A 22866-nucleotide genomic window follows, 5' to 3' on the forward strand; every position below is an offset into this window, starting at 1 on the left:
TACAGTTTCTAAAAAGTCAGACCTTTTTTCTGCCGGTCAGCAACCATTTTTTCACCCTTTTTATACCGTTGTTCATACTTCGTAAACATCGAAATGTTGACGAGCAAGCCAAGCGAAGCCATCATGAGAACGAGCGACGTCCCCCCGTAGCTGACAAGCGGCAGCGGCACCCCGGTGATCGGGATGAGCCCCGTGACTCCGCCGACGTTAATAAACGTTTGAAAACCGATCATGACGGAAATGCCGATGGCGAGCAAACTGCCGAACGCATCGTTGGAACGGCGGGCAATCCAAAACCCGCGCAGCACGATAAACGAAAGCAACCCGAGCGTGAACATCACGCCAAACAGCCCGAGTTCCTCAGCAATGACCGCCATAATAAAATCCGTATGCGATTCCGGCAAATAACCGTATTTTTGCACGCCTTTTCCGAGGCCGAGCCCTTTCAGCCCGCCAAGCCCAATCGCCAAGTACGAATTGACAAGCTGGTAGCCGTCGCTGCTCGCGTATTGAAACGGATCCAAATAGCTATAAAGGCGCGACATCCGTTCATCGGAAAAAATCTTTTCCCCCACAACCGGAAACCAAAACGGCGACAACACCGCGCCAATGAGGGTAAAAAAGAGCAGCTGCTTTAGGAGCAAAGTGAGGCGCAGCCCGGATGAAACGATGATGCACATCGCGATGAAAAACACGATCGCTGCCGTCCCAAAGTCCGGCTGAATAGCGATTAAAAAACAAATAAACAGCGTGTAATAAATCGGGAACAAATTGCTTTTCACCGGCTCAGCCAACCGTTTCTGCTTGTTGGCAAACGCCGCCGCCAAGTACAGGATCAAGCCGAGCTTCGCCAGCTCCGCCGGTTGGACGGACAGCGCCCCGACGCGAAACCAGCTCGTGGCGTTGTTGGCCGTATGGCCGAGAAAGGCGACCGCAACAAGCATCAATGGGGAAGCAAAAAACACAAGTTTCACCCATCGTTCTTTCCGCCACACTTTATAGGGGATCATAGCCATGACAGCGAAGGCGACCAACGCAGCGATCAGCCATCGCTTTTGCCGTTCGTAAAAATAGTCGCTCGGCACTTCAAAGCGGATGACAGCGGTGACCATGCTCGAACTGTACACCATAATCAATCCGAACAACGACAGCATAATGACCGCGGTCACAAGCGGATAATCGTAGCATTTCAGCACTTTCTTCCACAATTGTCGTTCCATCTTCCCTCTTCCCCATTTACACATATGTACATAAATCATTCGCAGCGGCGCACCGTTTTCCTGCCGAAAAACAGAAAAACTCAAACGACGGCAGGCCAATCGTTTGAGTTGCCATGTATGGTTATCGTACGCGCTTTTTTGTTACTGCCTCATGCAACGCGGAGAGCTCACGCTCGAGCCGGTCAAGGAGCGCCTTCCCGTCTTTTGCCTCGACAAGGCCGAGGCGCACCGCAAAATCAATTTCTCGCGACAAGCCGAACATTTGCGTGTCCAACACTTCTTCATACAACGGGCATTGCGGCATCGTCAAATGGTCCATTTGCACGCGGATGAGCTGAATAATTTTTTCCGCATCCGCTTGCAAAAGCGCGTACGCCTTTTCCCGATAGCTCATCGATCCGTCCGTCACATCGATCCCTCCGTTCTCTCCCCTATCCTTCTTTCAATCTTAACGTGAAACAAGCCATTTTGCAAGTTGAAACAGTTGACAGCCAAACGGCTTGGAACATGACAAACCTTTTATTTATTATTATACTAAAAACAGCGGGAAAATGCAGAGGAGAGGATGCTTTGATGAGCGATATTATGATGCTGACTGGAAAAGTAAAGTTCACGATCACGCTCGACCCCGGCGTGTGGATTTTTGACGACCGGAAAATCGATTTGGACACGTATTTTTCGCAACCGAAGCCGGAAGTGACAGAAACGGACCAAGAGGAAGAGGAAATCAAAAGATGGTCGGCTTTTTGGGACCGGGAAATTCAGGAGGGCGCCGTTTTTCCGCCGACGTTGAAAACAGAGCGGCGCTTTTTGAAGGAGAAAATCATCACCGGTTCGTTCGGCATGCCGTTTGCCCCGTTTTTGCGAAACGCCGAACCGCATGAGGACGCTTCCGAACTTGTTATCGTGACGGAAAACGGAGAAGTTGCACTCCCGCTTGAGAAGGCGTATGACTTGATTTTCGCTTTTTCAAAAAATGGAAAACCGCTGCGCGATGACGGTCCGGTACATATTTATTTTGGCGACGGCTCAAACCGCGAAGCCCCGATTACGAATGTGCGCCAGCTGATCGTCCGCTAACCGGGCGCCCCATGAAGGGGCCGCCCGGTTTTTGACTCATTTTAGGGTGTCCGCTTTGGGCGGCCATTCGTTCCGGGAAGCGGGGCTAAAGCAAGTCGGCGGCAAGCTGCGCGAGCGCCGAGCGCTCCCCTTTGATGAGGCGGATATGGCCGGCGATTTTTTGATCTTTAAACTTTTCGACCACATACGTCAAGCCGTTGTTATATTCGTCCAAATACGGATGGTCGATCTGCTCCGGATCACCCATTAAAATAATTTTGCTTTTCTCGCCGACGCGCGTTAAAATCGTCTTCACTTCATGCTTCGTTAAATTTTGCGCCTCATCGATGATGATAAACTGCTCTGGCAAGCTGCGGCCTCGAATGTAGGTAAGCGCCTCAACTTCGATCGAGCTCATGCCGGCTAAAATGGCGTCCAGCTCTCCGGGTTTTTTCGTGTTGAACAAATATTCAAGGTTATCAAAAATCGGCTGCATCCATGGGCGCAGTTTTTCTTCTTTTTCCCCCGGCAAGAAGCCGAGATCCTTCCCCATCGGCACAATGGGCCGGGCGACGAGCAGTTTTTTATACGTTCGCAAGTCCTCGGTTTGCATCAGCCCGGCGGCAAGGGCGAGCAAGGTTTTTCCGGTTCCGGCTTTCCCGATTAATGTCACGAGCGGAATGTCGTCGCGCATGAGCAACTCAAACGCCATCGTTTGCTGCACGTTGCGCGGGCGAATGCCCCATATATGCTCGTGATGGAAGACGAGCTTTTTCACCTTTTTTCCGTTTTGATCGACGATGCCAATCGCCGAGGCCGAACTGCCAAACGCATCCTTCATAATGATGAACTGGTGCGGATAAAATGGATGGTCGGCGAGATCGGCCAACACAAGCTCTCCTTTCTCGTAAAACCGCTGCAGGTGGTCTTTTCCTATGTACAGCTCCAAAAACCCGGTGTAAATGTGGTCGACGTCAACGACGCGGTCGCTTAAAAAGTCCTCGGCCTGCAGCCCGATCGCATCGGCTTTGACGCGCACGAGCGCATCCTTGCTCACCAAAATGACAGAACGTCCGTTTTCTTTCGCCTGTTCCTCGAGCGATAAATTTTTTGCCACTGCCAAAATGCGGTTATCGTTTGTTTTTTCGACAAAAATTTCTTGCAGTTGGTGAAAGGAGCGGTGGTTCAGTTCAATGCGCAGCACCCCTCCGTTTTCCAGCGGAATTTTCTCGTGCAGCTTGCCGTTTTCACGCAGGCGGTCGATCAGCTTCGACACTTGGCGGGCGTTTCTCCCGACTTCATCCATATACCGCTTTTTTGAATCCACTTCCTCCAACACAACAGCCGGGATGACGACCTCGTTATCCTCAAAGGAAAAGATCGAATACGGATCCTGCAGCAGCACGTTCGTATCGAGCACATAGATTTTCTTTCCCAAATTCCGCTTCCCCCTATAATATCCGTTTTTCACCTTTTGCACCGGATGGGAATGGCTGTGGTATAGCATATGAAAAAATGTATAAAGATAGAAGGATATTTGCAAAATAAAGTAAAAAAAGTCGAGGTGGACAGATGATGAAGAGAAACTGCTGGCTGGCTGTTTTATGCTTTCTCCTTTTAAGCGCGTGTACCATCGGAAACGATGATGAGGCGAGGGAGTCCGACCGCTCGCTCGTGCGCGTGAAAAATACGGTCGATGAGCGAGTGGAAAACAAATCCGGGCAGGAAATCGCCCGCCGGTTGGCAGAGATCGCCAACCGCGTCCCAAACGTTCATGACGCGGCAGCGATCGTCGTCGGCAAGTACGCCATCGTCGGCATTGACGTCGGCGCGAACGTCGATGCCTCGCGCGTCGGCACCATCAAATATTCCGTCGCCGAGGCGCTGCAAAAAGATCCGTACGGTGCCAACGCGGTTATTGTAGCCGACCCGGACCTTTACGCCCGCGTGCGCAACATCGGTCGGCAAATTGATGACGGCCGCCCGGTGCGGGCGTTTATGGACGAGATTGCCGATATCGTTGGGCGGGTGATGCCGGAAGTGCCAAGCGACTTGTTTGAAACAACGCCTGAACCGACCGAGGAAAATGACGGGCAACTGAATGAGCGGGAAGAACGGCAGCTGAACGAACGCCAAGACAAACAGTCGAACGAACATTTAAACCGCTAAACGATTCCGTGCGGCTATGGTGCAAGGAGACGAGGCAACAGCCCGCGACTTCGCTTCCCATTTACGAACGACAATCGGTTTCATCCCATGCACGGCACAAACCGTCTTTCGACATGGGATGAACCCATTGCTTTGGCCTCGTGGAAGATGATATAATGTTCCTGCAGAGAGGAAACATTCCTCGTTTTGAATCGGTCGTACAGGGCGTTAAGCACCACCTGGGGTGTTTGCCCATGAACGTCTTGCGGAACAAGGGTGAGCTTGGCACGCTAGTGCATGAGAACCCCTTCTGTACGCAAGACCTCCGCGGCTTCCGCCGTCGGGAGATTCAGTGAGGTGAACAATGAGAGTCAAATGTGTGCTTTGCGAACAAATTGATACGATTGATGATGAATCACCGCTCGCTAAACGGCTGCGCAACCGCCCGATCCATACGTATATGTGCCGCCAATGCCATGACCGCATTGCTGAAAAAACAAAGCAGCGACTGGCGACCGGAAAATTCCGTTTCTACCGCGGCGTCCGCGCTGACGATGACTGGTGACCGCAAAAAGGGACGGCACTGAAAGGCGATCGCTTTTCAGTGCCGTCTTTCGCTGCTACGAACCGTACTTTTTTGGTTCCGCTTCGATTTGCCGCCACATTGCCTCGGCCAACTCCACAGGAAAATAGGCCGACTTTTTTTTCCCGCCTTGCACATATTTGACAACGTATCGGCCGTTCGTTTCATCTTTAATGGCATTCACCGCCGTCACGCCAAAATCGCTTTCCAAGATGGCAAGAAAAAACGACGCCGTGTCGCGCGCCGCCGCATCGTGCGGGCGGGCGTCAGCGACAAGATGAATCGTCAGCCAATTGTAAAGGGCGTCTTGAACCGATTTCATCGCGCCACCGCCTTTTTATTTATGGCTTCTCTTCCTGTTTCGCCTGCTTGAGGCGAACTTTGTAAATGATTAATACGAGAGCGGCCACCGCCAATCCTTCCGCAACCGGCAAAAAAACAGCGAAAAACGTCAAAATCGTGCAGCCGAGCGCGAGCAACGTATAAATGATGACGCTTTTTAACAGCGGCAGGCGGCGGGCAAACCCGAGCCGATACACGAGCGCCGAAAGCAGCAACACGGTGGCATAAAGCAACCACATGCCGCGCTCGGGATTACCGTGCACGTCATAGAGTGAAGCGAAAAACGTCAGCCGTTCGAGCACATTCACACTGTTCCCTCCCCATTCACCCAGATGGCCTGCCGAAACTAAGCCATTCCAGATTTTTCAAAAACTGAGCGCTGAAGCCAGCAGCCATGCATACGCCCGCTCCCCTCCGCCTAGGGAATGCCGCTGCCTGTTATTTCGCCTGTTGGGCGGCTTTCTTTTTCTTCTCCGCTTTTTCGCGCTCACTTTTGTTTAAGATTTTTTTGCGCAAGCGGATCGATGTTGGCGTCACTTCGCAGTATTCATCGTCATTCAAATATTCAAGTGCTTCTTCAAGCGTCAAAAGGCGCGGCTTTTTCATCGTTACCGTCTGCTCTTTCGTCGACGAGCGCACGTTTGTAATATGTTTTTCGCGGCAGATGTTGACGACAAGGTCGTTTTCGCGGTTGTGTTCGCCGACGATCATCCCTTCATACACTTCCGTACCCGGCTCTACAAAAATCGTGCCGCGGTCTTCAAGCTGCATGATGCTGTAAGCTGTCGCCTTGCCAGTTTCCATCGAGACGAGCACCCCTTGGCGGCGGCCGCCGATTGCACCGGACTGCACCGGGGCGTAATGGTCAAACGAGTGGTTTAAAATGCCATACCCGCGCGTCAGCGACATAAACTCGCTCCGGTAGCCAATCAAGCCGCGCGACGGCACAAGAAAGACGAGGCGCACTTGCCCGTTGCCGCCGTGCACCATATCAGCAAGCTCGCCTTTGCGGCTGCCCAGCGATTCCATAACGGCCCCGGTGTATTCTTCAGGAACATCGATGACAACCCGCTCGATCGGCTCACATAGAGCGCCATCGATCTCCTTGACAATAACCTCTGGCTTCGATACTTGCAATTCGTATCCTTCACGGCGCATATTTTCGATTAAAACGGCTAAATGGAGCTCGCCGCGGCCGGAAACGACCCACGCATCCGGCGACTCGGTCGGCTCGACGCGCAAACTGACGTCAGTCTCAAGCTGAGTGCGCAGCCGCTCTTCCAGCTTGCGGGCGGTGACATGCTTGCCTTCACGCCCGGCAAACGGGCTGTTGTTGACGAGAAACGTCATTTTCAACGTCGGCTCGTCAATGTGAAGCGGCGGCAGCGGCTCTTGGTGGTCAGGCGGGCACACCGTTTCACCGACGTTAATGTCTTCCATTCCGGCGACAGCGACGATATCGCCCGCGTGCGCCTCTTCAATCTCGATCCGCTTTAAGCCGATAAAGCCAAACAGCTTCGTGACGCGGAACAATTTCACGGCGCCGTCGCGCTTTAACAAGGCGACTTGCTGGCCGGCTTTCATCGCGCCGCGAAAGATGCGGCCGATGCCGATGCGGCCGACGTATTCATTGTAATCGAGCAGCGCCACTTGAAATTGCAGCGGCTCGTCGCGGTTGTCAGCCGGCGCCGGAATATGGCGGATGATCGTTTCAAACAAGGCGGTCATGTCGCCATCTTGCCGGTCCGGATCAAGGCTTGATGTTCCGCGCAGCGCCGACGTGTACACAACCGGAAACTCAAGCTGCTCCTCGGAAGCGCCAAGCTCGATAAATAAATCGATCACTTCATCGACGACTTCCGCCGGGCGGGCGAACTCGCGGTCGATTTTGTTGACGACGACGATCGGCACGAGCTGCTGCTCAAGCGCTTTTTTCAGCACGAACCGCGTTTGCGGCATGCAGCCTTCGTATGCGTCGACGACGAGCAAAACACCGTCGACAAGGCGCATAATCCGCTCAACCTCCCCGCCGAAATCGGCGTGTCCCGGCGTATCTAAAATATTAATGCGCGTTCCTTTGTATAACACCGCTGTGTTTTTCGCCAAAATCGTAATGCCGCGCTCCCGCTCTAAATCATTGCGGTCAAGCGCCCGCTCCTCGACTTGCTCGTTTTCGCGAAACGTCCCTGACTGCCGAAGCAGCTGATCGACGAGCGTTGTTTTTCCGTGGTCGACGTGGGCGATAATCGCAATATTGCGCAAATCCAATCGTTGATTCGTCAATGTCGTTCACTCCTATTAGGCAAACTGCTTGTCTATTATATCACAACGATAGAAAATCGGCATATTTTCCGGTAAACTAAAAACAAGTGCCTATTTTGCCAGAAAGGAGTCGAGCGGATGAAACGCATCGAGCTCGTGCCGCTGCTGCTCGCGATTTTCGCGGTTGCCGCCATCATGGCGATCGGCGTTTTTATCGCCGAACAAAGCATCATCGGCATCGCTGCCTCTACACTCATTTTTATCGCCATGATGGGCGTCGGGTTTGCTCATAAAAAACGGACGCGCGAATAAAAAAGGACAAGCTCCAGAGGCTTGTCCTTTTTTGTTGCGGCGCCCCGCGCTGTCATTGTTGCAGATAACGCTGCAAAATTTCCTCGTGCACTCCCGGTTTGGCGGCGAGCACCGAATTGCGGCTGAGCAGATCGAGCGGCTCACCGTCCAAGTTCGTCACGACCCCGCCCGCTTCCTCGATTAAAATCATCCCGCCGGCAAAATCCCATGGCGACAGGCGCGGCGAAATATACGCATCCAAACGTCCGGCAGCGACATACGCCAGCTCGAGCGCCGCCGACCCATACGAGCGCGTGCCGCGCGCCTCTTTAGCCAGCCGCACGAGCGGACGGTGGTCGATGCGGCGGTTTTCCATCAGCCATGTCGCATTGACAGCGATGATCGATTCCGCGATCGGCACCGGCTGCAGGCGGTCAAGCGGCTTGCCGTTGAAAAACAGCCCCCGCCCTTTTTGAGCGGAGTACAGCTCGTCAAAGACGACGTCATACACATAGCCAAGCTGGCCGTCTCCATCTTCAAAAATGCCGACCGACACAGCGAAATGACGCTGCTGGTGGATGAAGTTCATCGTTCCGTCAATCGGGTCAATGACCCATACAATGCCGTCCAAGGCGGCCAGCTCATCGCCGAACCCTTCTTCGCCCAATACATGATGGCCGGGAAACTGACGGCGGATGTGTTCGGCAAAAAATTGTTCAATGCCGCGATCGACGTTTGTTACTAAGTCGTTGCGATTTTCTTTCGCTTCTACAGTCAGCTGTTCGGCAAACGAGGCGCGAATGCGCCGTCCTGCTTCTTTAATCCATTGCCGGGCATATTGGTCGATCTCTTCCCATTTTCCTGCCATGTCGATTCCTCCTGCCTTCGCTATGTATGCAGCAACCGGAAAGGGGGGGCACCGTTCAAGAAAAAAACGAACCGCAAAGATGGTTCGCCTTAAAAATGGTCATACTTGAAGGCGCATCAGTTCTTGGCGCAGCTTTTCAAGCCGCCGTTTGCACTCTCTTTTCTTTTCTTCATCATTTTCCATCATGGCTTCATACAGCGTCGCTAATTCGTAATCAAGCTCGAGCCGCAACACCGCCATGCGTTTGTCTCCGTCTGGCCGTTTCAGCGAATTGGCGGTTTTTTTCATCCCCGTCCGCACCCCTTTCCATATCATCCGCTAAACTTCCGGCGCCCTTCACGGAATGTGCTGCTTCGTTTTGTTTTATATTATATTATGTGGAAAAAGGGGTGTATGCAACTAATTTGTGCGTTTACCTACCGCGCTTCGGCCCGCTTGGTTCGATGCGGATCCAGTCGCCGTTTTTCGCCTCTTTCGCCCGCTTCATGACTGCATACGACGAATAGCCGCTTTCTTTTTCAAACTCGGCATACAGCCGGTTTTCCTCGCTTTTCGACGGGACGATCTCTTTGAACCGGCGGTAGACGTCCATCAGCTCTTCGCGCCTCATCCCTCGTTCATACACCGTTTCAACCGCCGTAAAAAATTTAATGACATCAATGATTTCCTTTGTTGACCAATCATAGGAAAACGGGTAGGAATAAGCCATTGTTTCACCTCCGCCGTTAGTTTGCCCAGCGGCGCCGAATTTGTTCCGCCTCACCGATCATGCGGGCAAACAGTTCCGCAACGGACGGAATGTCGCGAATGAGCCCGATCGCCTGCCCGGCCCAAGCGAACCCTTCATCCACCTTTCCTTCATAAATGAAGCGCCGGTTGGCCTCCCCGCTAATATATTCCTTCAAGTCTTCGTACGTGCCGCCTTGGCGCTCGATTTCCAATATTTTTTCCGTCCACTGGTTGGCGATCGCCCGCCCCGGCGCCCCGAGCGACCGTTTAATGACAACCGTGTCATGCTCCGTGGCGTTAACGATCATTTCTTTATACACCGGATGGGCGTGGACGCATTCTTTCGTGGCAATAAACCGCGTCCCCATTTCGATTCCTTCGGCCCCGAGCGCCAGCGCCGCCATCAGCCCGCGCCCATCGGCGATGCCGCCAGAGGCGATGACTGGAATCGATACCGATTCAACAACTTTCGGAATAAGAACGAACGTACCGGTGTCATATTTGCCGAGATGCCCTCCCCCCTCTTGGCCGACGACCATTACCGCATCAGCGCCCAATTCCTCCGCTTTGACTGCCTGGCGAACCGCCGCGACAAGCACTAATGTTTTGACGCCCGTTCCTTTCAACTGCTCAAAAAACGGCGCCGGGTTGCCGCCGGTGACCGAAACAACGCGCACTCCCTCGTAGAGCGCGGCTTCAAGCATATGGGAAAATGCGCGGCCGTGCTGGCCGATGGCAAAATTGACGCCAAACGGCCGGTCGGTTTTGTCTTTCACTTTGCGGATTTCCTCGCGCAGCCGTTCCGGGCTTTCAAGCGACATCGCCGTAATTTGTCCGAGGCCGCCCGCATTCGAGACAGCCGCGGCCAAATCGGCGTACGCCAAGTAGGCAAGCCCCCCTTGAATGATCGGGTATGTAATGCCAAGCAGTTCTGTCACTCTCGTTTTCCATTCCATCATCTTGCGCCTCCCTTTTCGTTTTATTCTTCTTTTATTTCTTGTTTGCATCGCCGTTTTCCTTTTTTCGCGTGACATTCATTTCTTCTTTGCAAACGAAAAAATAAATGCTATAATGCATTTGTTTTATTTTAAGGTAAAGAGGTGTGGAAAACCATTGTCGCAACTCGAAACACCATTGTTTACCGGACTGCTCGAACATGCCAAAAAAGATCCGGTTCAATTTCACATTCCCGGCCATAAAAAAGGAGCCGGCATGGATCCGGAATTTCGCGCCTTCATCGGCGAAAACGCCTTGGCGATCGATTTAATCAACATCAGCCCGCTCGATGACTTGCACCATCCGAAAGGGATGATTAAGCGGGCGCAAGAGCTCGCTGCTGAAGCGTTTGGCGCCGATTATACGTTTTTCTCGGTTCAAGGGACGAGCGGCGCGATTATGGCGATGGTCATGTCGGTCGCCGGACCGGGCGATAAAATCATTGTGCCGCGCAACGTCCATAAATCAGTGATGTCGGCGATCGTGTTTTCCGGAGCCACGCCGATTTTTATCCATCCGGAAATCGATAAGGAGCTCGGCATTTCCCACGGCATCACACCGCAGGCGGTGGAAAAAGCGCTTGAGCAGCACCCGGACGCCAAGGGAGTGCTCGTCATCAACCCGACGTACTTCGGCATTGCCGGCGACTTGAAAAAAATCGTCGAGATCGCCCACTCGTATAATGTTCCTGTACTCGTTGACGAAGCGCACGGAGTGCACATCCATTTCCACGAAGACTTGCCGCTCTCGGCGATGCAAGCCGGCGCCGATATGGCGGCGACAAGCGTTCATAAGCTCGGTGGATCGCTGACGCAAAGCTCGATTTTAAACGTGCGCGAAGGGCTCGTCTCGGCTAAACATGTACAGGCGATTTTAAGCATGTTAACGACGACGTCGACATCGTATTTGCTGCTTGCTTCGCTCGATGTCGCCCGCAAACAGCTGGCGACGAAAGGGCGGGAACTCATTGACAAGGCGATCCGCCTCGCCGACTGGACGCGGCGGCAAATCAACGGGATCCCGTATTTATATTGCGTCGGCGAGGAAATTCTAGGCACAGAGGCGACATACGACTACGATCCAACGAAGCTGATCATTTCTGTCAAAGAGCTCGGATTGACCGGCCATGATGTTGAGCAATGGCTCCGGGAAACGTACCACATCGAAGTGGAACTTTCCGATTTATATAACATTTTGTGCATCATCACCCCGGGTGATAGCGAGCGCGAAGCCAGTCTGCTTGTCGAGGCGCTCCGCCGCTTATCAGAGCAATTCAGCCACCAAGCTGAAAAAGGGGTGAAGCCGAAAGTGCTGCTCCCGGACATCCCAGCGCTCGCCTTGACGCCGCGCGATGCGTTTTATGCCGAAACGGAAATCGTTCCGTTTCACGAGTCGGCGGGCCGGATTATCGCCGAGTTTGTGATGGTGTACCCGCCGGGCATCCCGATTTTTATCCCGGGCGAGATCATTACGGAAGAAAACTTGAAGTACATCGAAACGAATTTGGCCGCCGGCCTTCCCGTTCAAGGCCCGGAAGATGATACGCTGCAAACGTTGCGCGTGATTAAAGAATATAAACCGATTCGCTGACCGCACAGGCTGGGCAAACACCGGCTTGTGCTTTTTTTGGCAAAACAAACGGCGCACATGTGCCCCTTTCACATGTGCGCCTATCCGTTCCTTCCCCCGTTTGTTTGACCGTCTTACTCTCTTTCTCCGCCTTCGTCGTCGTGCTCGCAGCAATCGCATTTTCCGTAAAGCGTTGTCACTTTTTCGTCTTCAAAATACGCAATCGTCGCCTCACACGCTTGACATACGATCGTGCCCATCCCCAAAACCCCTTTATGATGATAAATTTCGTTGTTGACTTTATAATAATATATCACATTTTGATTGTCAATCCCTTATTTGTATGTCACATTTAAGATAATGATCACTTTTTCCATCCGCAAACTTTTTCGCCATCGGCCGGAAAAACGTGGTACAATGAACATAAAGAGACAAAAGGTTGGTGAAAGGAGAGAGGAGAGTTGAACACGCGCCTGAAGCTGCCAGAAGGGAAAACGATTACAATCGAGGAAGCGAAACAGCTGCTCGAGCGCTACCGGACGGCGTTAAGCAAAACCGGGGAGCAGCTCGGCTGGGCGTACGAACAGGCCGCTTTCCCGTATACGGTGCATGAACGCGAGGCTGTGCTATATTTGCAAGGGGACGGCCGCCTATACAAAGGAATGGCCATTTCGGTGCAAACAGCCGGAGAAGAAACGTTCATTGATGTGGCGCTGCCGCCGGGAGCGACAAACGGGGATAAAGGGAAAGCGAACGAATTCAGCAAATGGATGGCGAAAACGCTTGGCGGTGAACTGCATTTGTTCAGCGGCCGGACGATGACATTTGGCGGCGTGTAAACAGCGGGTGTTCAACCGCTGTTTTTATGGCTCCAAAGACGGATGGAGAAGCGGCAACCGGACTTGCCTCGCTGGGAGGGGAGCGCCGAAATCCTTGGCTCAAGCCGTGGATAAGCGGGGTGAGTCAATGGATGGCTTGCCAAATAAAATGCTGGCCGGCAAAATAAACAGCGGCCGTCACAACCGTCGTCAGCGCTGCCTTCCGCGTCGCCAGGCCGAGTTGGCGCGCCAGCAAAAACGCGATGTACATAAAGACGCACAACATCAGCCCACGGAAAAACAGCCGATCCCGCCCTGACAACCACTCGATTAATGAAAAACTGCTCCAAATCATCATCTGCAGCAAAAAGGCAACATACGCTTTCATTTTGAACCCATCTCCCGCTTTTCTTTACCATAACGATATGAAACAACAGCGGAAAATAGTATGGGAATTTGGACAAGAAATGGACGATCATCCGCTTTGGTGGGGACATAAACAAACGAAAACCGCCCCTCTTCGGCCAGCCGTTGCTCCGAAACGGCCATCTCAATATAAAAAGCGACCGGATGAAGTCCGCGCTTCAATCCGGTCGCATTGCCGTTACTTCGCAATGATATGAATCGGTGTACCGAGCGCCACTTCCGCTGCTTCCATGGCGATTTCCCCAAGCGTCGGATGGGCATGGATCGTCAAAGCGATGTCTTCTGCCGTCATGCCGGCTTCAATGGCCAATCCCAGCTCGGCGATCATATCGGATGCGCTCGGACCGATGATTTGCGCTCCGATGACGACGCCGTCTTCTTTGCGGACGACAAGCTTCAAGAAGCCGTCGGTGTCGTTTAACGCCAAGGCGCGGCCGTTGGCGGCAAACGGGAACTTCGCTGTGATGACATCGATGCCTTCATCTTTCGCCTGCTGCTCAAAGTAGCCAACCGAAGCGCATTCCGGATCGGAGAAAACGACCGCCGGAATGGCGACATAATCAACGACGGACGGATGGCCGGCGATGGCTTCGGCCGCTACTTTCCCTTCATACGATGCCTTATGGGCAAGCGCTGGCCCCGGCACGATGTCGCCGATGGCGAAAATGTTCGGGGCGCTTGTGCGGCATTGTTGATCCACTTCAATTAAGCCGCGGTCCGTCATTTTAATGCCGATTTGTTCAAGGCCGAGCTCGTCGGTGTTCGGCCGGCGGCCGACCGTCACAAGCACGTAGTCAGCGTCAACGGTTTTCGTTTCGCCGTTGGCTTCGTACGTGACGGTAACGCCATCTTCGCGCTCTTCGGCACCTTTCGCCAGCGCATTCGTTACCACTTCGACCCCTTTTTTCTTTAAGCGGCGTTTAATGATGGCCGCCATTTGCTTTTCAAAACCGGATAAGATTTCGCCGGCTCCTTCTAAAATCGTCACTTTCGTTCCGAAGTTGGCGTAAGCTGTGCCAAGCTCGATGCCGATGTAGCCGCCGCCGATGACGACGAGCGATTTCGGGATTTCCCCGAGGCTGAGCGCTCCGGTCGAATCGAGAATGCGGTTGGAAAACTTGAAGTTCGGCAGCTCAATCGGGCGCGAACCGGTGGCGATAATGGCGTTTTTAAACGTGTACGTCTGCGCACTGTCGCCGTTGACGACACGCACCGTGTTCGCATCGACGAAATACGCTTCCCCTTTGACAATCTCCACTTTGTTTCCTTTTAACAGCCCTTCAACGCCGCCCGTCAACTTTTTGACGACGCTTGCCTTCCATTCCTGCACTTTCGAGAAGTCTACCGTGACGTTTTCCGCCTTAATGCCCATCTCTTCAGAATGTTTCGCCTGCTCATAGCGATGGCTGGCCGAGATGAGCGCTTTCGATGGGATGCAGCCGACATTTAAGCAGACGCCGCCTAAATTTCCTTTTTCAACAATCGTCACTTTTTGGCCGAGCTGTGCGGCGCGGATGGCGGCGACATAGCCGCCAGGGCCGGCGCCGACGACGAGCGTTTCCGTTTCAATTGCAAAATCGCCAACTACCATCGTTTTACGCCTCCATTAATAATAGTTCTGGGTCGCTTAACAGCCGTTTTATGTGGTTGAGTGCTTTTTGCGCCGTCGCTCCGTCGATCATTCGATGGTCAAAGCTCAACGAAAGCGCCAGGACCGGAGCGGCGACGATTTCACCGTCGCGAACGATCGGTTTTTCCGCGATGCGGCCGATGCCAAGAATCGCTACCTCCGGGTGATTGATGACCGGAGTGAACCATTGCCCGCCGGCCGAGCCGATGTTCGTAATCGTGCACGATGCGCCTTTCATTTCATTTGGCGCTAGTTTGCCGTCGCGCGCTTTTTCAGCGAGCTCGTTAATTTCTTGCGCCAAGGCGAAAATCGGCTTCCGGTCGGCATGTTTAATGACCGGCACGAGCAAACCGCGGTCCGTGTCAACGGCGATGCCGATGTTGTAATAATGCTTATGGATGATTTCTTCAGTTTCATCATCGATCGACGTATTCAGCACTGGATATTCACGCAGCGCCGAAACGAGCGCTTTGACGACATACGGCAAGAACGTCAGCTTGATGCCTTTTTCCGCTGCGATCGCCTTGAACTTTTTCCGGTGGGCAACGAGTTTCGTCACATCGGCTTCGTCCATGAGCGTCACGTGCGGAGCTGTATGTTTCGAATGCACCATCGCTTTGGCGATCGCCCGGCGAATGCCGCTCATTTTCTCGCGCGTTTCTGGAAATTCGCCTTCCGGCACAGCCGGTTTCGCCGCTGCTGCCTGCGGTGCTGCTTTTTCCTCGGCTGCCGGAGTCGGTTGGGCTGCCGGTTTCGCGCCGCCGGCGAGGAAAGCATCGACATCTTCTTTTAAGACGCGGCCATTTTTGCCCGTCCCTTGAACGAGGCGAATGTCCACTCCTTTTTCACGCGCATATTTGCGCACAGACGGCATCGCGATGACGCGGCGGTTTGGATCGGCTTCCGCTGCGGCTGCCGGGGCAGCGGCCCCAACGTTTTCCTCTTTCGACACCGTTTCCGTTTTTTCCTCTTTTTTCGTCTCTTCTTCGTGCTCTTGCCCTTTAAACGTCATGTTTTCATATCCCGGTGCATCAAGCGTAATGAGCGTTTGTCCGACCGTTGCGACCGTTCCTTCCGGGACGAGGATCTCAAGCACTTTCCCTTTCACCGGGGACGGAATTTCCACGACCGCCTTGTCGTTTTGCACTTCGCACAATACGTCATCTTCGTTCACTTCATCGCCCGGCTTCACAAACCATTTAACGATCTCGCCTTCATGAATGCCTTCGCCAATGTCCGGCAGCTTAAATTCAAATGCCACTGTAGGTCGACCTCCTATCGTTTGCCGAAAATAGGCGGGGGAAAGCGTTCCGTTCCCCCGGCTTGTCCGCTATTAGAAATTCATCACTTTCTTCGCCGTTTCAATGACATCTTTAAAGTTCGGCAGCCAAACCGATTCCGCTTGGGCGAACGGATACACGGTATCCGGCGCGGCAACGCGGAGCACCGGCGCCTCGAGGCTTAAAATGGCCCGTTCGTTAATTTCAGCAACGACGTTGGCGGCGATGCCAGCCTGCCGCTGCGCTTCTTGAACGACGATGGCGCGGCCTGTTTTCTCCACCGAACCGATGATCGTTTCGATATCGAGCGGCTGCACGGTGCGCAAGTCGACGACTTCGGCAGAAATGCCTTCCTTCTCTAATTCTGCCGCCGCTTTTAACGATTCATGCACCATGGCGCCGTAAGCGATGATCGTGATGTCTTTTCCTTCACGCTTCACGTCCGCCTTGCCGATCGGAATCGTGTACTCCCCTTCCGGCACTTCCTGGCGGAACGAGCGGTACAGCTTCAAATGTTCAAGGAAAATGACCGGATCGTTGTCGCGGATCGCCGAAATGAGCAGCCCTTTGGCGTCATACGGCGTCGACGGAATAACGACCTTCAGCCCCGGCTGCTGGGCGACAAGCCCTTCTAGGCTGTCCGAGTGCAACTCCGGCGTATGGACGCCGCCGCCAAACGGCGAGCGGACCGTAATCGGCATATGGTAGCGGCCGCCGGTGCGATAGCGAATGCGCGCCATTTGTCCGGAAATCGAGTCCATCACTTCGTAAACAAAGCCAAAAAACTGGATTTCCGGCACCGGGCGAAATCCTTGCAGCGCCAAGCCGATTGCCAAGCCGCCGATTCCCGATTCGGCCAGCGGCGTGTCAAACACGCGCTCTTCACCGAATTCGGCTTGCAGCCCTTCGGTCGCCCGGAATACGCCGCCGTTGACCCCAACGTCTTCCCCGAAAACAAGCACGTTCGGATCGTTTTTCAACTCGATGCGCAGCGCATCGGTGATCGCTTGAACCATTGTCATTTGCGCCATGGCTTACTTCGACTCCTTCTCTTTATAAATTTCATACTGCTCTTTCAAGTTAAACGGCAGCTCTTCGTACATGATGCTGATCAAGTCGGTCACTTTTTGCTTCGGCGTTTCGTCTGCTTTTTTGATCGCCTCTTTGATGTCCTCTTTCGCCTGCTCGATGACGCGGTTTTCTTCTTCCTCGCTCCATAAACCTTTCGCTTCTAAAAACTTGCGGAAACGCACAAGCGGATCTTTTTTCGCCCATTCGTTTTCGAGCTCTTTCGAACGATAGCGAGTCGGATCGTCGCCGGACATTGTGTGCGGACCGTAACGGAAGCAAAGCGTTTCGATGAGCGTCGGCCCTTCGCCGTTAATGGCACGCTCGCGGGCTGCTTTCACCGCTGCATAGACCGCAAGCGCATCCATGCCGTCGACTTGGATGCCCGGAATGCCGGCAGCAACCGCTTTTTGCGCCAATGTTTTGGCGATCGTTTGCTTTTCAACCGGCGTCGAGATGGCAAAACGGTTGTTTTGCACGACAAAGATGGCTGGCGCTTTAAACGCCCCCGCAAAGTTGATCCCTTCATAGAAATCGCCTTGCGATGTGCCGCCGTCACCCGTGTATGTAATGGCTACCGCTTTTTTCCCCCGCATTTTCAAGCCGAGCGCCACGCCGGCTGCTTGGATATATTGGGCGCCGATGATGATTTGCGGCGGCAAGACGTTGACGCCTTCTGGAATTTGGTTGCCGTGGAAATGGCCGCGCGAGAACAAAAATGCTTGGTAAAGCGGCAGCCCGTGCCAGATGATTTGCGGGACGTCCCGGTATCCCGGCAAAATGAAGTCCTCTTTTTCAAGCGCAAAATGGCTGGCGATTTGGCTCGCCTCTTGCCCGGCAGTCGGCGCGTAAAAGCCGAGACGGCCTTGGCGGTTTAACGAAATGGAGCGCTGGTCAAGAATGCGCGTATACACCATGCGGCGCATCAGCTCTTTCAGCTGCTCATCGCTTAAGTCCGGCATCGCCTCTTGATTAACGATTTCGCCTTCTTCATTCAAAATTTGGAACATCGGAAACTGCTCGGCCACTTTCTCGAGCTGCTCCGCAAACGGAAACTGGGAGGTCTTCACACCCATTTTGTTCACCTCTGCCTTTCATCAAAAATTTGGAAACCAGGCTACATTCACCCATATACTATTAATGTACCCAAAATGAAGAAGAAATAAAAAATGGCCACCGTCCGGGGCAACGGCAAACAAATAAGACGCCAAAAATCTGTATTATTGTTTTTTCTTTTTAAATTAGTACAATGCCCATTCACAAACTTTAGTTTACACTTTATTTTCAGAGCCGTCAACGTCTTTGATTTGCCCTGCTTTCCTTATCGCTAATAAGGATAAATTTGGAATCCAGCGGCTAGCTTTATAAAACTGTTATATTACATCTTCAACAATCTGTATTAACCCTGTTTTATATTTTTGGAAAAATATAAATCATATTGCCATCTTTCTTATTGTTGAGAGCGTTTTCTAAATTTAAACGTTCTTTTTTCTTTATCCCTCAATAATATATCTAGGCAACCGTGTTTTCATTTACGGAAGCTAGACATTTTTGTTAGACTAACATGTAGACAGCGATGCCAAAGACAGGGAGTGAAAAAAGCGGATGATTACGATGAAAGATATTATTAAAGAAGGGCATCCGACGCTGCGGAAAGTCGCCGAACCAGTTCCGCTGCCGCCTTCAGAGGAGGATAAGCGCATTTTGCAAAGCTTGCTTGATTATGTCAAAATGAGCCAAGATCCGGAGATGGCGGCTAAGTACGGGCTGCGGCCCGGCATCGGACTCGCTGCCCCGCAAATTAACGTATCAAAACGGATGATCGCCGTCCATGTTACTGACGAAAACGGAACGTTATACAGCTATGCCTTGTTCAATCCAAAAATCGTCAGCCACTCCGTACAGCAATGTTATTTGACGACTGGGGAAGGCTGCCTGTCGGTCGACCGCGATGTGCCGGGATATGTGCCGCGCTATAGCCGCATCACCGTCACCGGCACGACGATCGACGGCGAGGAAGTCACCTTGCGCCTGAAAGGACTGCCATCCATCGTCTTCCAACATGAAATTGACCATTTAAACGGCATTATGTTCTACGACCATATTAATCCATCGGATCCCTTTAGCGTTCCGGACGGGGCGGTTCCGATCGGTCGGTAGCAACGACCGGGGGCTAGAAGAGCAGCCGTTTACTGCTAAACGAGTGATTTCTCACATGAAGAAATGTTGTCCTCCGCCGTACCTAACAACTGCTGCGCGAAAGGAAACATGTCCGGGCGGCATCTGACGTGTCTCACAAACAAAAGGCGGTCCCGCCGGATGAGCGGAGACCGCTTTTTATGGAAGCAATTGCAATTGCTTCAGCCCGTACCATATCCCTTCCTCGTTGACCGGTTTCGTAACAAAGTCGGCGACCCGTTTTACCTCCTCATGGGCATTGCCCATCGCCACCCCGGTTCCGACGAACGACAGCATTTCGATGTCATTTAATCCGTCGCCGAACGCATACACATCCTCTTTGCCAATCCCGAGCTTCTCGATCATGAGGCGGATGCCTTCCGCCTTTGAGCCGCCCGCCGGCAGCACGTCCGTCGATACATCGTGCCAGCGGACGAAGCGGAATTCCGGATAATGGCGCACATATGGCGCTTCTTCTTCCGCGCGGCAAAACAACAGCGCTTGATAAATGTCTTTGTTTTCGTAATACAACGGGTCAACGGGCGGATGGGCGAATTTCAGGCTCTCCATGCTGACGTGAATGTGCGGATGATCGTCGACGCTCGCTCTCATTTGCTCCGCATCCATAAAGACGAGCGGGTGGCCGTTTTGGTGGGCCTCTTCCGTCAGCGCCCTCACTTTCTCGCGGCGGAGCGGCTGTTTATACAGCACGTTCCCTTCAAAGACGACGTATTGTCCGTTAAAGCTGACGAACGAATCGATGCCAAGCTGGCGGCGCACATGTTCAAACATAAACGGCGCCCGCCCGGTAGCGATGGCCACATAGACGCCGGCCGTTTTCAACTGACGGATCGCTTCAATGGTTGACGGCGGCAGCTGTTTTTGCTCGTCAAGCAACGTGCCGTCGATGTCGAAAAACACGATTTTTCTGCCCACATTCTCTTCCCCTTGCCGAAAATAAATTCACTGTCTACCGTACTGAAAAACAAGCTGAATGTCAACCAAAACGCCACGATTCGTTCCATTTTTACCCATGAAAAACAAGCCTTCGCCTACATATCATATATAATAGAACATTTACTTTCGCCGCAAAATGAGTACAATAAAAAGTAAGGAGTGATGAAAAATGTTGAAAAAGCTGAAAAAAAAGCTGCTTCAACAATGGAAAGACTTGCTCCGAAAAAAATTGATCGCCTAACCGTTACAACGACAGCCCTTCCGTACGAAGGGCTTCTTTCCCACTTTGGCGAATGAAACGGTCAAAACTCGTCAAAGATGATACATATCGTCGGCACATCTCCCGCCTGTTTTTTGCTTTTGGCAATAAAAAACATGAAAACGAGGATTAATTCCTATATAATAAAAAAGCAATCATTGTACGATAAGGAGAGATTTCGCGATGATTTTCAAAGTGTTTTACCAAGAAAACGCGGACGAAGTGCCCGTGAGAGAAAAAACGAAAACGCTCTACATCGAAGCAGAATCAGAGCGGGACGTACGCCGAAAACTGCAAGATCGTCCGATCAATATCGAGTATATTCAGCCGTTAGAGGGGGCGCATCTGGAGTACGAAAAGCGAAGCACTAACTTTCAAGTATTGGAGACTTCATCATGAAACTATTGACAGATCAACAAGTTGGCGTTTTTGCCCTCGGCGGACTCGGTGAAATTGGGAAGAATACATACGGCGTACAATTTCAGGACGAAATTATTGTCATCGACGCGGGCATTAAATTTCCGGAAGACGAACTGCTCGGCATCGACTACGTCATCCCGGACTATTCGTATTTAGTGAAGCATGCGGAAAAAGTGAAAGGGCTGTTCATTACCCACGGGCACGAAGACCATATTGGCGGCATTCCGTACTTGCTCCGGCAGGTGAACATCCCCATTTACGGCGGCAAACTGGCGCTCGGGCTCATTCGCAACAAACTCGAAGAACACGGATTGCTTCGCCAAGCTAAGCTCATTGAAATTCGCGAAGACGATGTCATTCGTTTCCAAAAAACAGCGGTCACCTTTTTCCGGACGACGCACAGCATTCCGGACAGCTACGGCATCGTCGTCAAAACGCCAGTCGGGCAAATCGTCCATACCGGAGACTTTAAATTCGACTTTACGCCGGTCGGCGAACCAGCCAATTTGACGAAAATGGCTGAAATTGGGAAAGAAGGCGTCCTTTGCCTGCTTTCGGACAGCACGAACAGCGAAATTCCGCATTTCACGATGTCAGAGCGGCGCGTCGGCGAAAGCATTCACGACATTTTCCGCAAAGTGGACGGACGGATTATTTTCGCGACGTTTGCCTCCAACATCCACCGGCTTCAGCAAGTGACGGAAGCAGCAGTCGCCAACAACCGGAAAATCGCCGTCTTTGGCCGCAGCATGGAAGCGGCCATTGAAATCGGCCAAGATCTCGGCTACATTAAATGTCCGAAAGGCACGTTCGTCGATGCAAACGAAATCAACCGACTGCCAGCGAATCGGGTGACGATTTTATGCACCGGCAGCCAAGGTGAACCGATGGCCGCCTTGTCGCGCATCGCCAACGGCACGCACCGGCAAATTCAAATCATCCCGGGTGACACCGTCGTCTTTTCTTCATCACCGATTCCGGGCAACACGGTGAGCGTCAACCGAACGATCAATATGCTGTACCGGGCCGGCGCCGAAGTGATCCATGGCCCGCTCAGCGACATCCACACGTCCGGACACGGCGGGCAGGAAGAACAAAAGCTGATGATCCGGCTCATGAAGCCAAAATATTTTATGCCGATCCACGGCGAATACCGGATGCAAAAAATGCACGCCAAGCTCGCCATCGACTGCGGCGTGCCGGAGGAAAACTGCTTTATTATGGATAACGGCGAAGTGCTCGGCATCAGCGACAGCGAAGCGCGCATCGTCGGCAAAATTCCGTCCGGCTCGGTCTACATCGACGGCAGCGGTGTCGGCGACATCGGCAACATCGTCTTGCGCGACCGCCGCATTTTGTCGGAGGAAGGGCTCGTGATCGTTGTCGTCAGCATCAACATGAAAGAGTTCAAAATCGCTGCCGGGCCTGATATTATCTCCCGCGGCTTCGTCTACATGCGCGAGTCGGGCGATTTGATCAGCGAGGCGCAGGCGCTCATCGCCAAACATCTCGAAAGAGTGCTTGAGCGAAAAACGAATCAATGGTCAGAAATTAAAAATGAAATTACCGAAACCCTCGCCCCGTTCTTGTACGAACGGACGAAACGGCGGCCGATGATCTTGCCGATCATCATGGAGATTTAACAAAAAAGGGGGCTTTCGCAAAGCCCCCCTTTTTCTATGACGTAAACGATATAACGCCGCCGGCTGCTGGATACAGCGCTCGAAAAATCCCCCAAACGACGCGGCTGGGTCGAATTTGAA

The 22866-nt window shown here is 52.7% G+C and carries 27 protein-coding genes; 10 read left to right on the top strand and 17 right to left on the bottom strand.

Annotated elements, in window-relative coordinates:
* Nucleotides 1–8: 8 nt before the first annotated feature.
* Nucleotides 9–1220, bottom strand: a complete 1212-nt coding sequence (gene ftsW / locus IC803_RS11740) for a putative lipid II flippase FtsW (protein ID WP_081206762.1) — start codon at nt 1218–1220, stop codon at nt 9–11.
* Nucleotides 1221–1341: 121 nt separating this feature from the next.
* Nucleotides 1342–1629 carry an Fpa/YlaN family protein gene (locus tag IC803_RS11745; protein ID WP_081206761.1) on the bottom strand — a complete coding sequence of 96 codons (288 nt, stop codon included), beginning with the start codon at nt 1627–1629 and terminating at the stop codon, nt 1342–1344.
* A 164-nt stretch (nt 1630–1793) separates the two neighbouring features.
* Between IC803_RS11745 and IC803_RS11750 the strand changes: the two genes are divergently transcribed.
* Nucleotides 1794–2300: a hypothetical protein gene (locus tag IC803_RS11750; RefSeq protein WP_081206760.1), complete on the top strand. Its 507-nt coding sequence runs from the start codon at nt 1794–1796 to the stop codon at nt 2298–2300.
* An 85-nt stretch (nt 2301–2385) separates the two neighbouring features.
* Here IC803_RS11750 and IC803_RS11755 read toward each other — a convergent pair whose 3' ends face one another.
* The gene (locus tag IC803_RS11755) at nt 2386–3717 is read right to left on the bottom strand and encodes a PhoH family protein (RefSeq protein ID WP_081206759.1); all 1332 of its coding nucleotides are present in this window, start codon (nt 3715–3717) and stop codon (nt 2386–2388) included.
* Nucleotides 3718–3854: 137 nt separating this feature from the next.
* Between IC803_RS11755 and IC803_RS11760 the strand changes: the two genes are divergently transcribed.
* Together IC803_RS11760 and IC803_RS11765 are read left to right on the top strand one after the other, a co-directional pair.
* A complete protein-coding gene (locus tag IC803_RS11760) occupies nt 3855–4448 on the top strand; it encodes a YhcN/YlaJ family sporulation lipoprotein (RefSeq protein WP_081206758.1) in 594 nt (197 codons plus the stop codon).
* Between the two features lie 343 nt (nt 4449–4791).
* Entirely contained in the window at nt 4792–4992 is a 201-nt protein-coding gene (locus tag IC803_RS11765) for a YlaI family protein (protein WP_081206756.1), read from the top strand.
* A gap of 55 nt (nt 4993–5047) precedes the next feature.
* Here the strand turns inward: IC803_RS11765 and IC803_RS11770 are convergent, their stop codons facing one another.
* The 3 genes from IC803_RS11770 to typA all read right to left on the bottom strand — a co-directional run bounded on the left by IC803_RS11770 (nt 5048) and on the right by typA (nt 7635).
* Entirely contained in the window at nt 5048–5332 is a 285-nt protein-coding gene (locus IC803_RS11770; RefSeq protein ID WP_081206755.1) for a hypothetical protein, read from the bottom strand.
* A gap of 19 nt (nt 5333–5351) precedes the next feature.
* Nucleotides 5352–5660, bottom strand: coding sequence for a YlaH-like family protein (locus IC803_RS11775; RefSeq protein WP_063166417.1), 309 nt, complete (start codon nt 5658–5660; stop codon nt 5352–5354).
* A 130-nt stretch (nt 5661–5790) separates the two neighbouring features.
* Nucleotides 5791–7635, bottom strand: coding sequence for a translational GTPase TypA (typA, locus tag IC803_RS11780; RefSeq protein ID WP_081206754.1), 1845 nt, complete (start codon nt 7633–7635; stop codon nt 5791–5793).
* 117 nt (nt 7636–7752) lie between these two features.
* Here typA and IC803_RS11785 point away from each other — a divergent pair, with 117 nt between their 5' ends.
* Nucleotides 7753–7926 carry a DUF5325 family protein gene (locus tag IC803_RS11785; RefSeq protein WP_158083273.1) on the top strand — a complete coding sequence of 58 codons (174 nt, stop codon included), beginning with the start codon at nt 7753–7755 and terminating at the stop codon, nt 7924–7926.
* A 52-nt stretch (nt 7927–7978) separates the two neighbouring features.
* Here IC803_RS11785 and IC803_RS11790 read toward each other — a convergent pair whose 3' ends face one another.
* The 4 genes from IC803_RS11790 to IC803_RS11805 form a co-directional block, all read right to left on the bottom strand.
* A complete protein-coding gene (locus IC803_RS11790) occupies nt 7979–8773 on the bottom strand; it encodes an inositol monophosphatase family protein (protein ID WP_081206753.1) in 795 nt (264 codons plus the stop codon).
* Between the two features lie 99 nt (nt 8774–8872).
* Nucleotides 8873–9088 carry a hypothetical protein gene (locus IC803_RS11795; RefSeq protein ID WP_172796445.1) on the bottom strand — a complete coding sequence of 72 codons (216 nt, stop codon included), beginning with the start codon at nt 9086–9088 and terminating at the stop codon, nt 8873–8875.
* Between the two features lie 97 nt (nt 9089–9185).
* Complete coding sequence (locus IC803_RS11800; protein ID WP_081206752.1) at nt 9186–9482, bottom strand: UPF0223 family protein; 297 nt, start codon at nt 9480–9482, stop codon at nt 9186–9188.
* A 16-nt stretch (nt 9483–9498) separates the two neighbouring features.
* Nucleotides 9499–10458, bottom strand: coding sequence for an NAD(P)H-dependent flavin oxidoreductase (locus IC803_RS11805; protein WP_081207025.1), 960 nt, complete (start codon nt 10456–10458; stop codon nt 9499–9501).
* Nucleotides 10459–10615: 157 nt separating this feature from the next.
* On the opposite strand from IC803_RS11805, the gene IC803_RS11810 reads away from it, so the two are divergent.
* On the top strand, nt 10616–12088 hold the full coding sequence (locus tag IC803_RS11810) for an aminotransferase class I/II-fold pyridoxal phosphate-dependent enzyme (RefSeq protein ID WP_081206751.1): 1473 nt from the start codon (nt 10616–10618) through the stop codon (nt 12086–12088).
* Nucleotides 12089–12201: 113 nt separating this feature from the next.
* Here IC803_RS11810 and IC803_RS11815 read toward each other — a convergent pair whose 3' ends face one another.
* Nucleotides 12202–12327, bottom strand: a complete 126-nt coding sequence (locus IC803_RS11815; RefSeq protein ID WP_063167392.1) for a GapA-binding peptide SR1P — start codon at nt 12325–12327, stop codon at nt 12202–12204.
* A 201-nt stretch (nt 12328–12528) separates the two neighbouring features.
* Between IC803_RS11815 and IC803_RS11820 the strand changes: the two genes are divergently transcribed.
* Entirely contained in the window at nt 12529–12906 is a 378-nt protein-coding gene (locus tag IC803_RS11820) for a DUF1885 family protein (RefSeq protein WP_081206750.1), read from the top strand.
* 124 nt (nt 12907–13030) lie between these two features.
* Here IC803_RS11820 and IC803_RS11825 read toward each other — a convergent pair whose 3' ends face one another.
* The 5 genes from IC803_RS11825 to pdhA all read right to left on the bottom strand — a co-directional run bounded on the left by IC803_RS11825 (nt 13031) and on the right by pdhA (nt 18365).
* Nucleotides 13031–13273 (bottom strand): hypothetical protein, encoded by a 243-nt coding sequence (locus IC803_RS11825; protein ID WP_081206749.1) that lies wholly within the window; start codon nt 13271–13273, stop codon nt 13031–13033.
* A gap of 216 nt (nt 13274–13489) precedes the next feature.
* Entirely contained in the window at nt 13490–14902 is a 1413-nt protein-coding gene (lpdA, locus tag IC803_RS11830; RefSeq protein ID WP_081206747.1) for a dihydrolipoyl dehydrogenase, read from the bottom strand.
* A 4-nt stretch (nt 14903–14906) separates the two neighbouring features.
* Nucleotides 14907–16202: a dihydrolipoamide acetyltransferase family protein gene (locus IC803_RS11835; protein WP_081206746.1), complete on the bottom strand. Its 1296-nt coding sequence runs from the start codon at nt 16200–16202 to the stop codon at nt 14907–14909.
* A 72-nt stretch (nt 16203–16274) separates the two neighbouring features.
* Nucleotides 16275–17252, bottom strand: coding sequence for a pyruvate dehydrogenase complex E1 component subunit beta (gene pdhB / locus IC803_RS11840; RefSeq protein WP_081206745.1), 978 nt, complete (start codon nt 17250–17252; stop codon nt 16275–16277).
* Nucleotides 17253–17255: 3 nt separating this feature from the next.
* A complete protein-coding gene (pdhA, locus tag IC803_RS11845; RefSeq protein WP_063166428.1) occupies nt 17256–18365 on the bottom strand; it encodes a pyruvate dehydrogenase (acetyl-transferring) E1 component subunit alpha in 1110 nt (369 codons plus the stop codon).
* Between the two features lie 529 nt (nt 18366–18894).
* On the opposite strand from pdhA, the gene def reads away from it, so the two are divergent.
* Nucleotides 18895–19449, top strand: a complete 555-nt coding sequence (gene def / locus IC803_RS11850) for a peptide deformylase (protein ID WP_081206744.1) — start codon at nt 18895–18897, stop codon at nt 19447–19449.
* A 177-nt stretch (nt 19450–19626) separates the two neighbouring features.
* Here the strand turns inward: def and IC803_RS11855 are convergent, their stop codons facing one another.
* The gene (locus tag IC803_RS11855) at nt 19627–20403 is read right to left on the bottom strand and encodes a Cof-type HAD-IIB family hydrolase (protein ID WP_081206743.1); all 777 of its coding nucleotides are present in this window, start codon (nt 20401–20403) and stop codon (nt 19627–19629) included.
* 183 nt (nt 20404–20586) lie between these two features.
* Between IC803_RS11855 and IC803_RS18400 the strand changes: the two genes are divergently transcribed.
* The 3 genes from IC803_RS18400 to rnjA all read left to right on the top strand — a co-directional run bounded on the left by IC803_RS18400 (nt 20587) and on the right by rnjA (nt 22746).
* Nucleotides 20587–20721, top strand: a complete 135-nt coding sequence (locus tag IC803_RS18400; RefSeq protein WP_255396829.1) for a hypothetical protein — start codon at nt 20587–20589, stop codon at nt 20719–20721.
* Nucleotides 20722–20866: 145 nt separating this feature from the next.
* Nucleotides 20867–21082 carry a DNA-dependent RNA polymerase subunit epsilon gene (locus IC803_RS11860; RefSeq protein WP_020959179.1) on the top strand — a complete coding sequence of 72 codons (216 nt, stop codon included), beginning with the start codon at nt 20867–20869 and terminating at the stop codon, nt 21080–21082.
* The gene (gene rnjA / locus IC803_RS11865) at nt 21079–22746 is read left to right on the top strand and encodes a ribonuclease J1 (RefSeq protein WP_081206742.1); all 1668 of its coding nucleotides are present in this window, start codon (nt 21079–21081) and stop codon (nt 22744–22746) included. The genes IC803_RS11860 and rnjA overlap by 4 nt, the downstream gene beginning before the upstream one ends.
* Nucleotides 22747–22866 lie beyond the last annotated feature (120 nt).

The sequence above is a fragment of the Geobacillus sp. 46C-IIa genome, from assembly GCF_014679505.1.
Taxonomy (GTDB): Bacteria; Bacillota; Bacilli; order Bacillales; family Anoxybacillaceae; genus Geobacillus.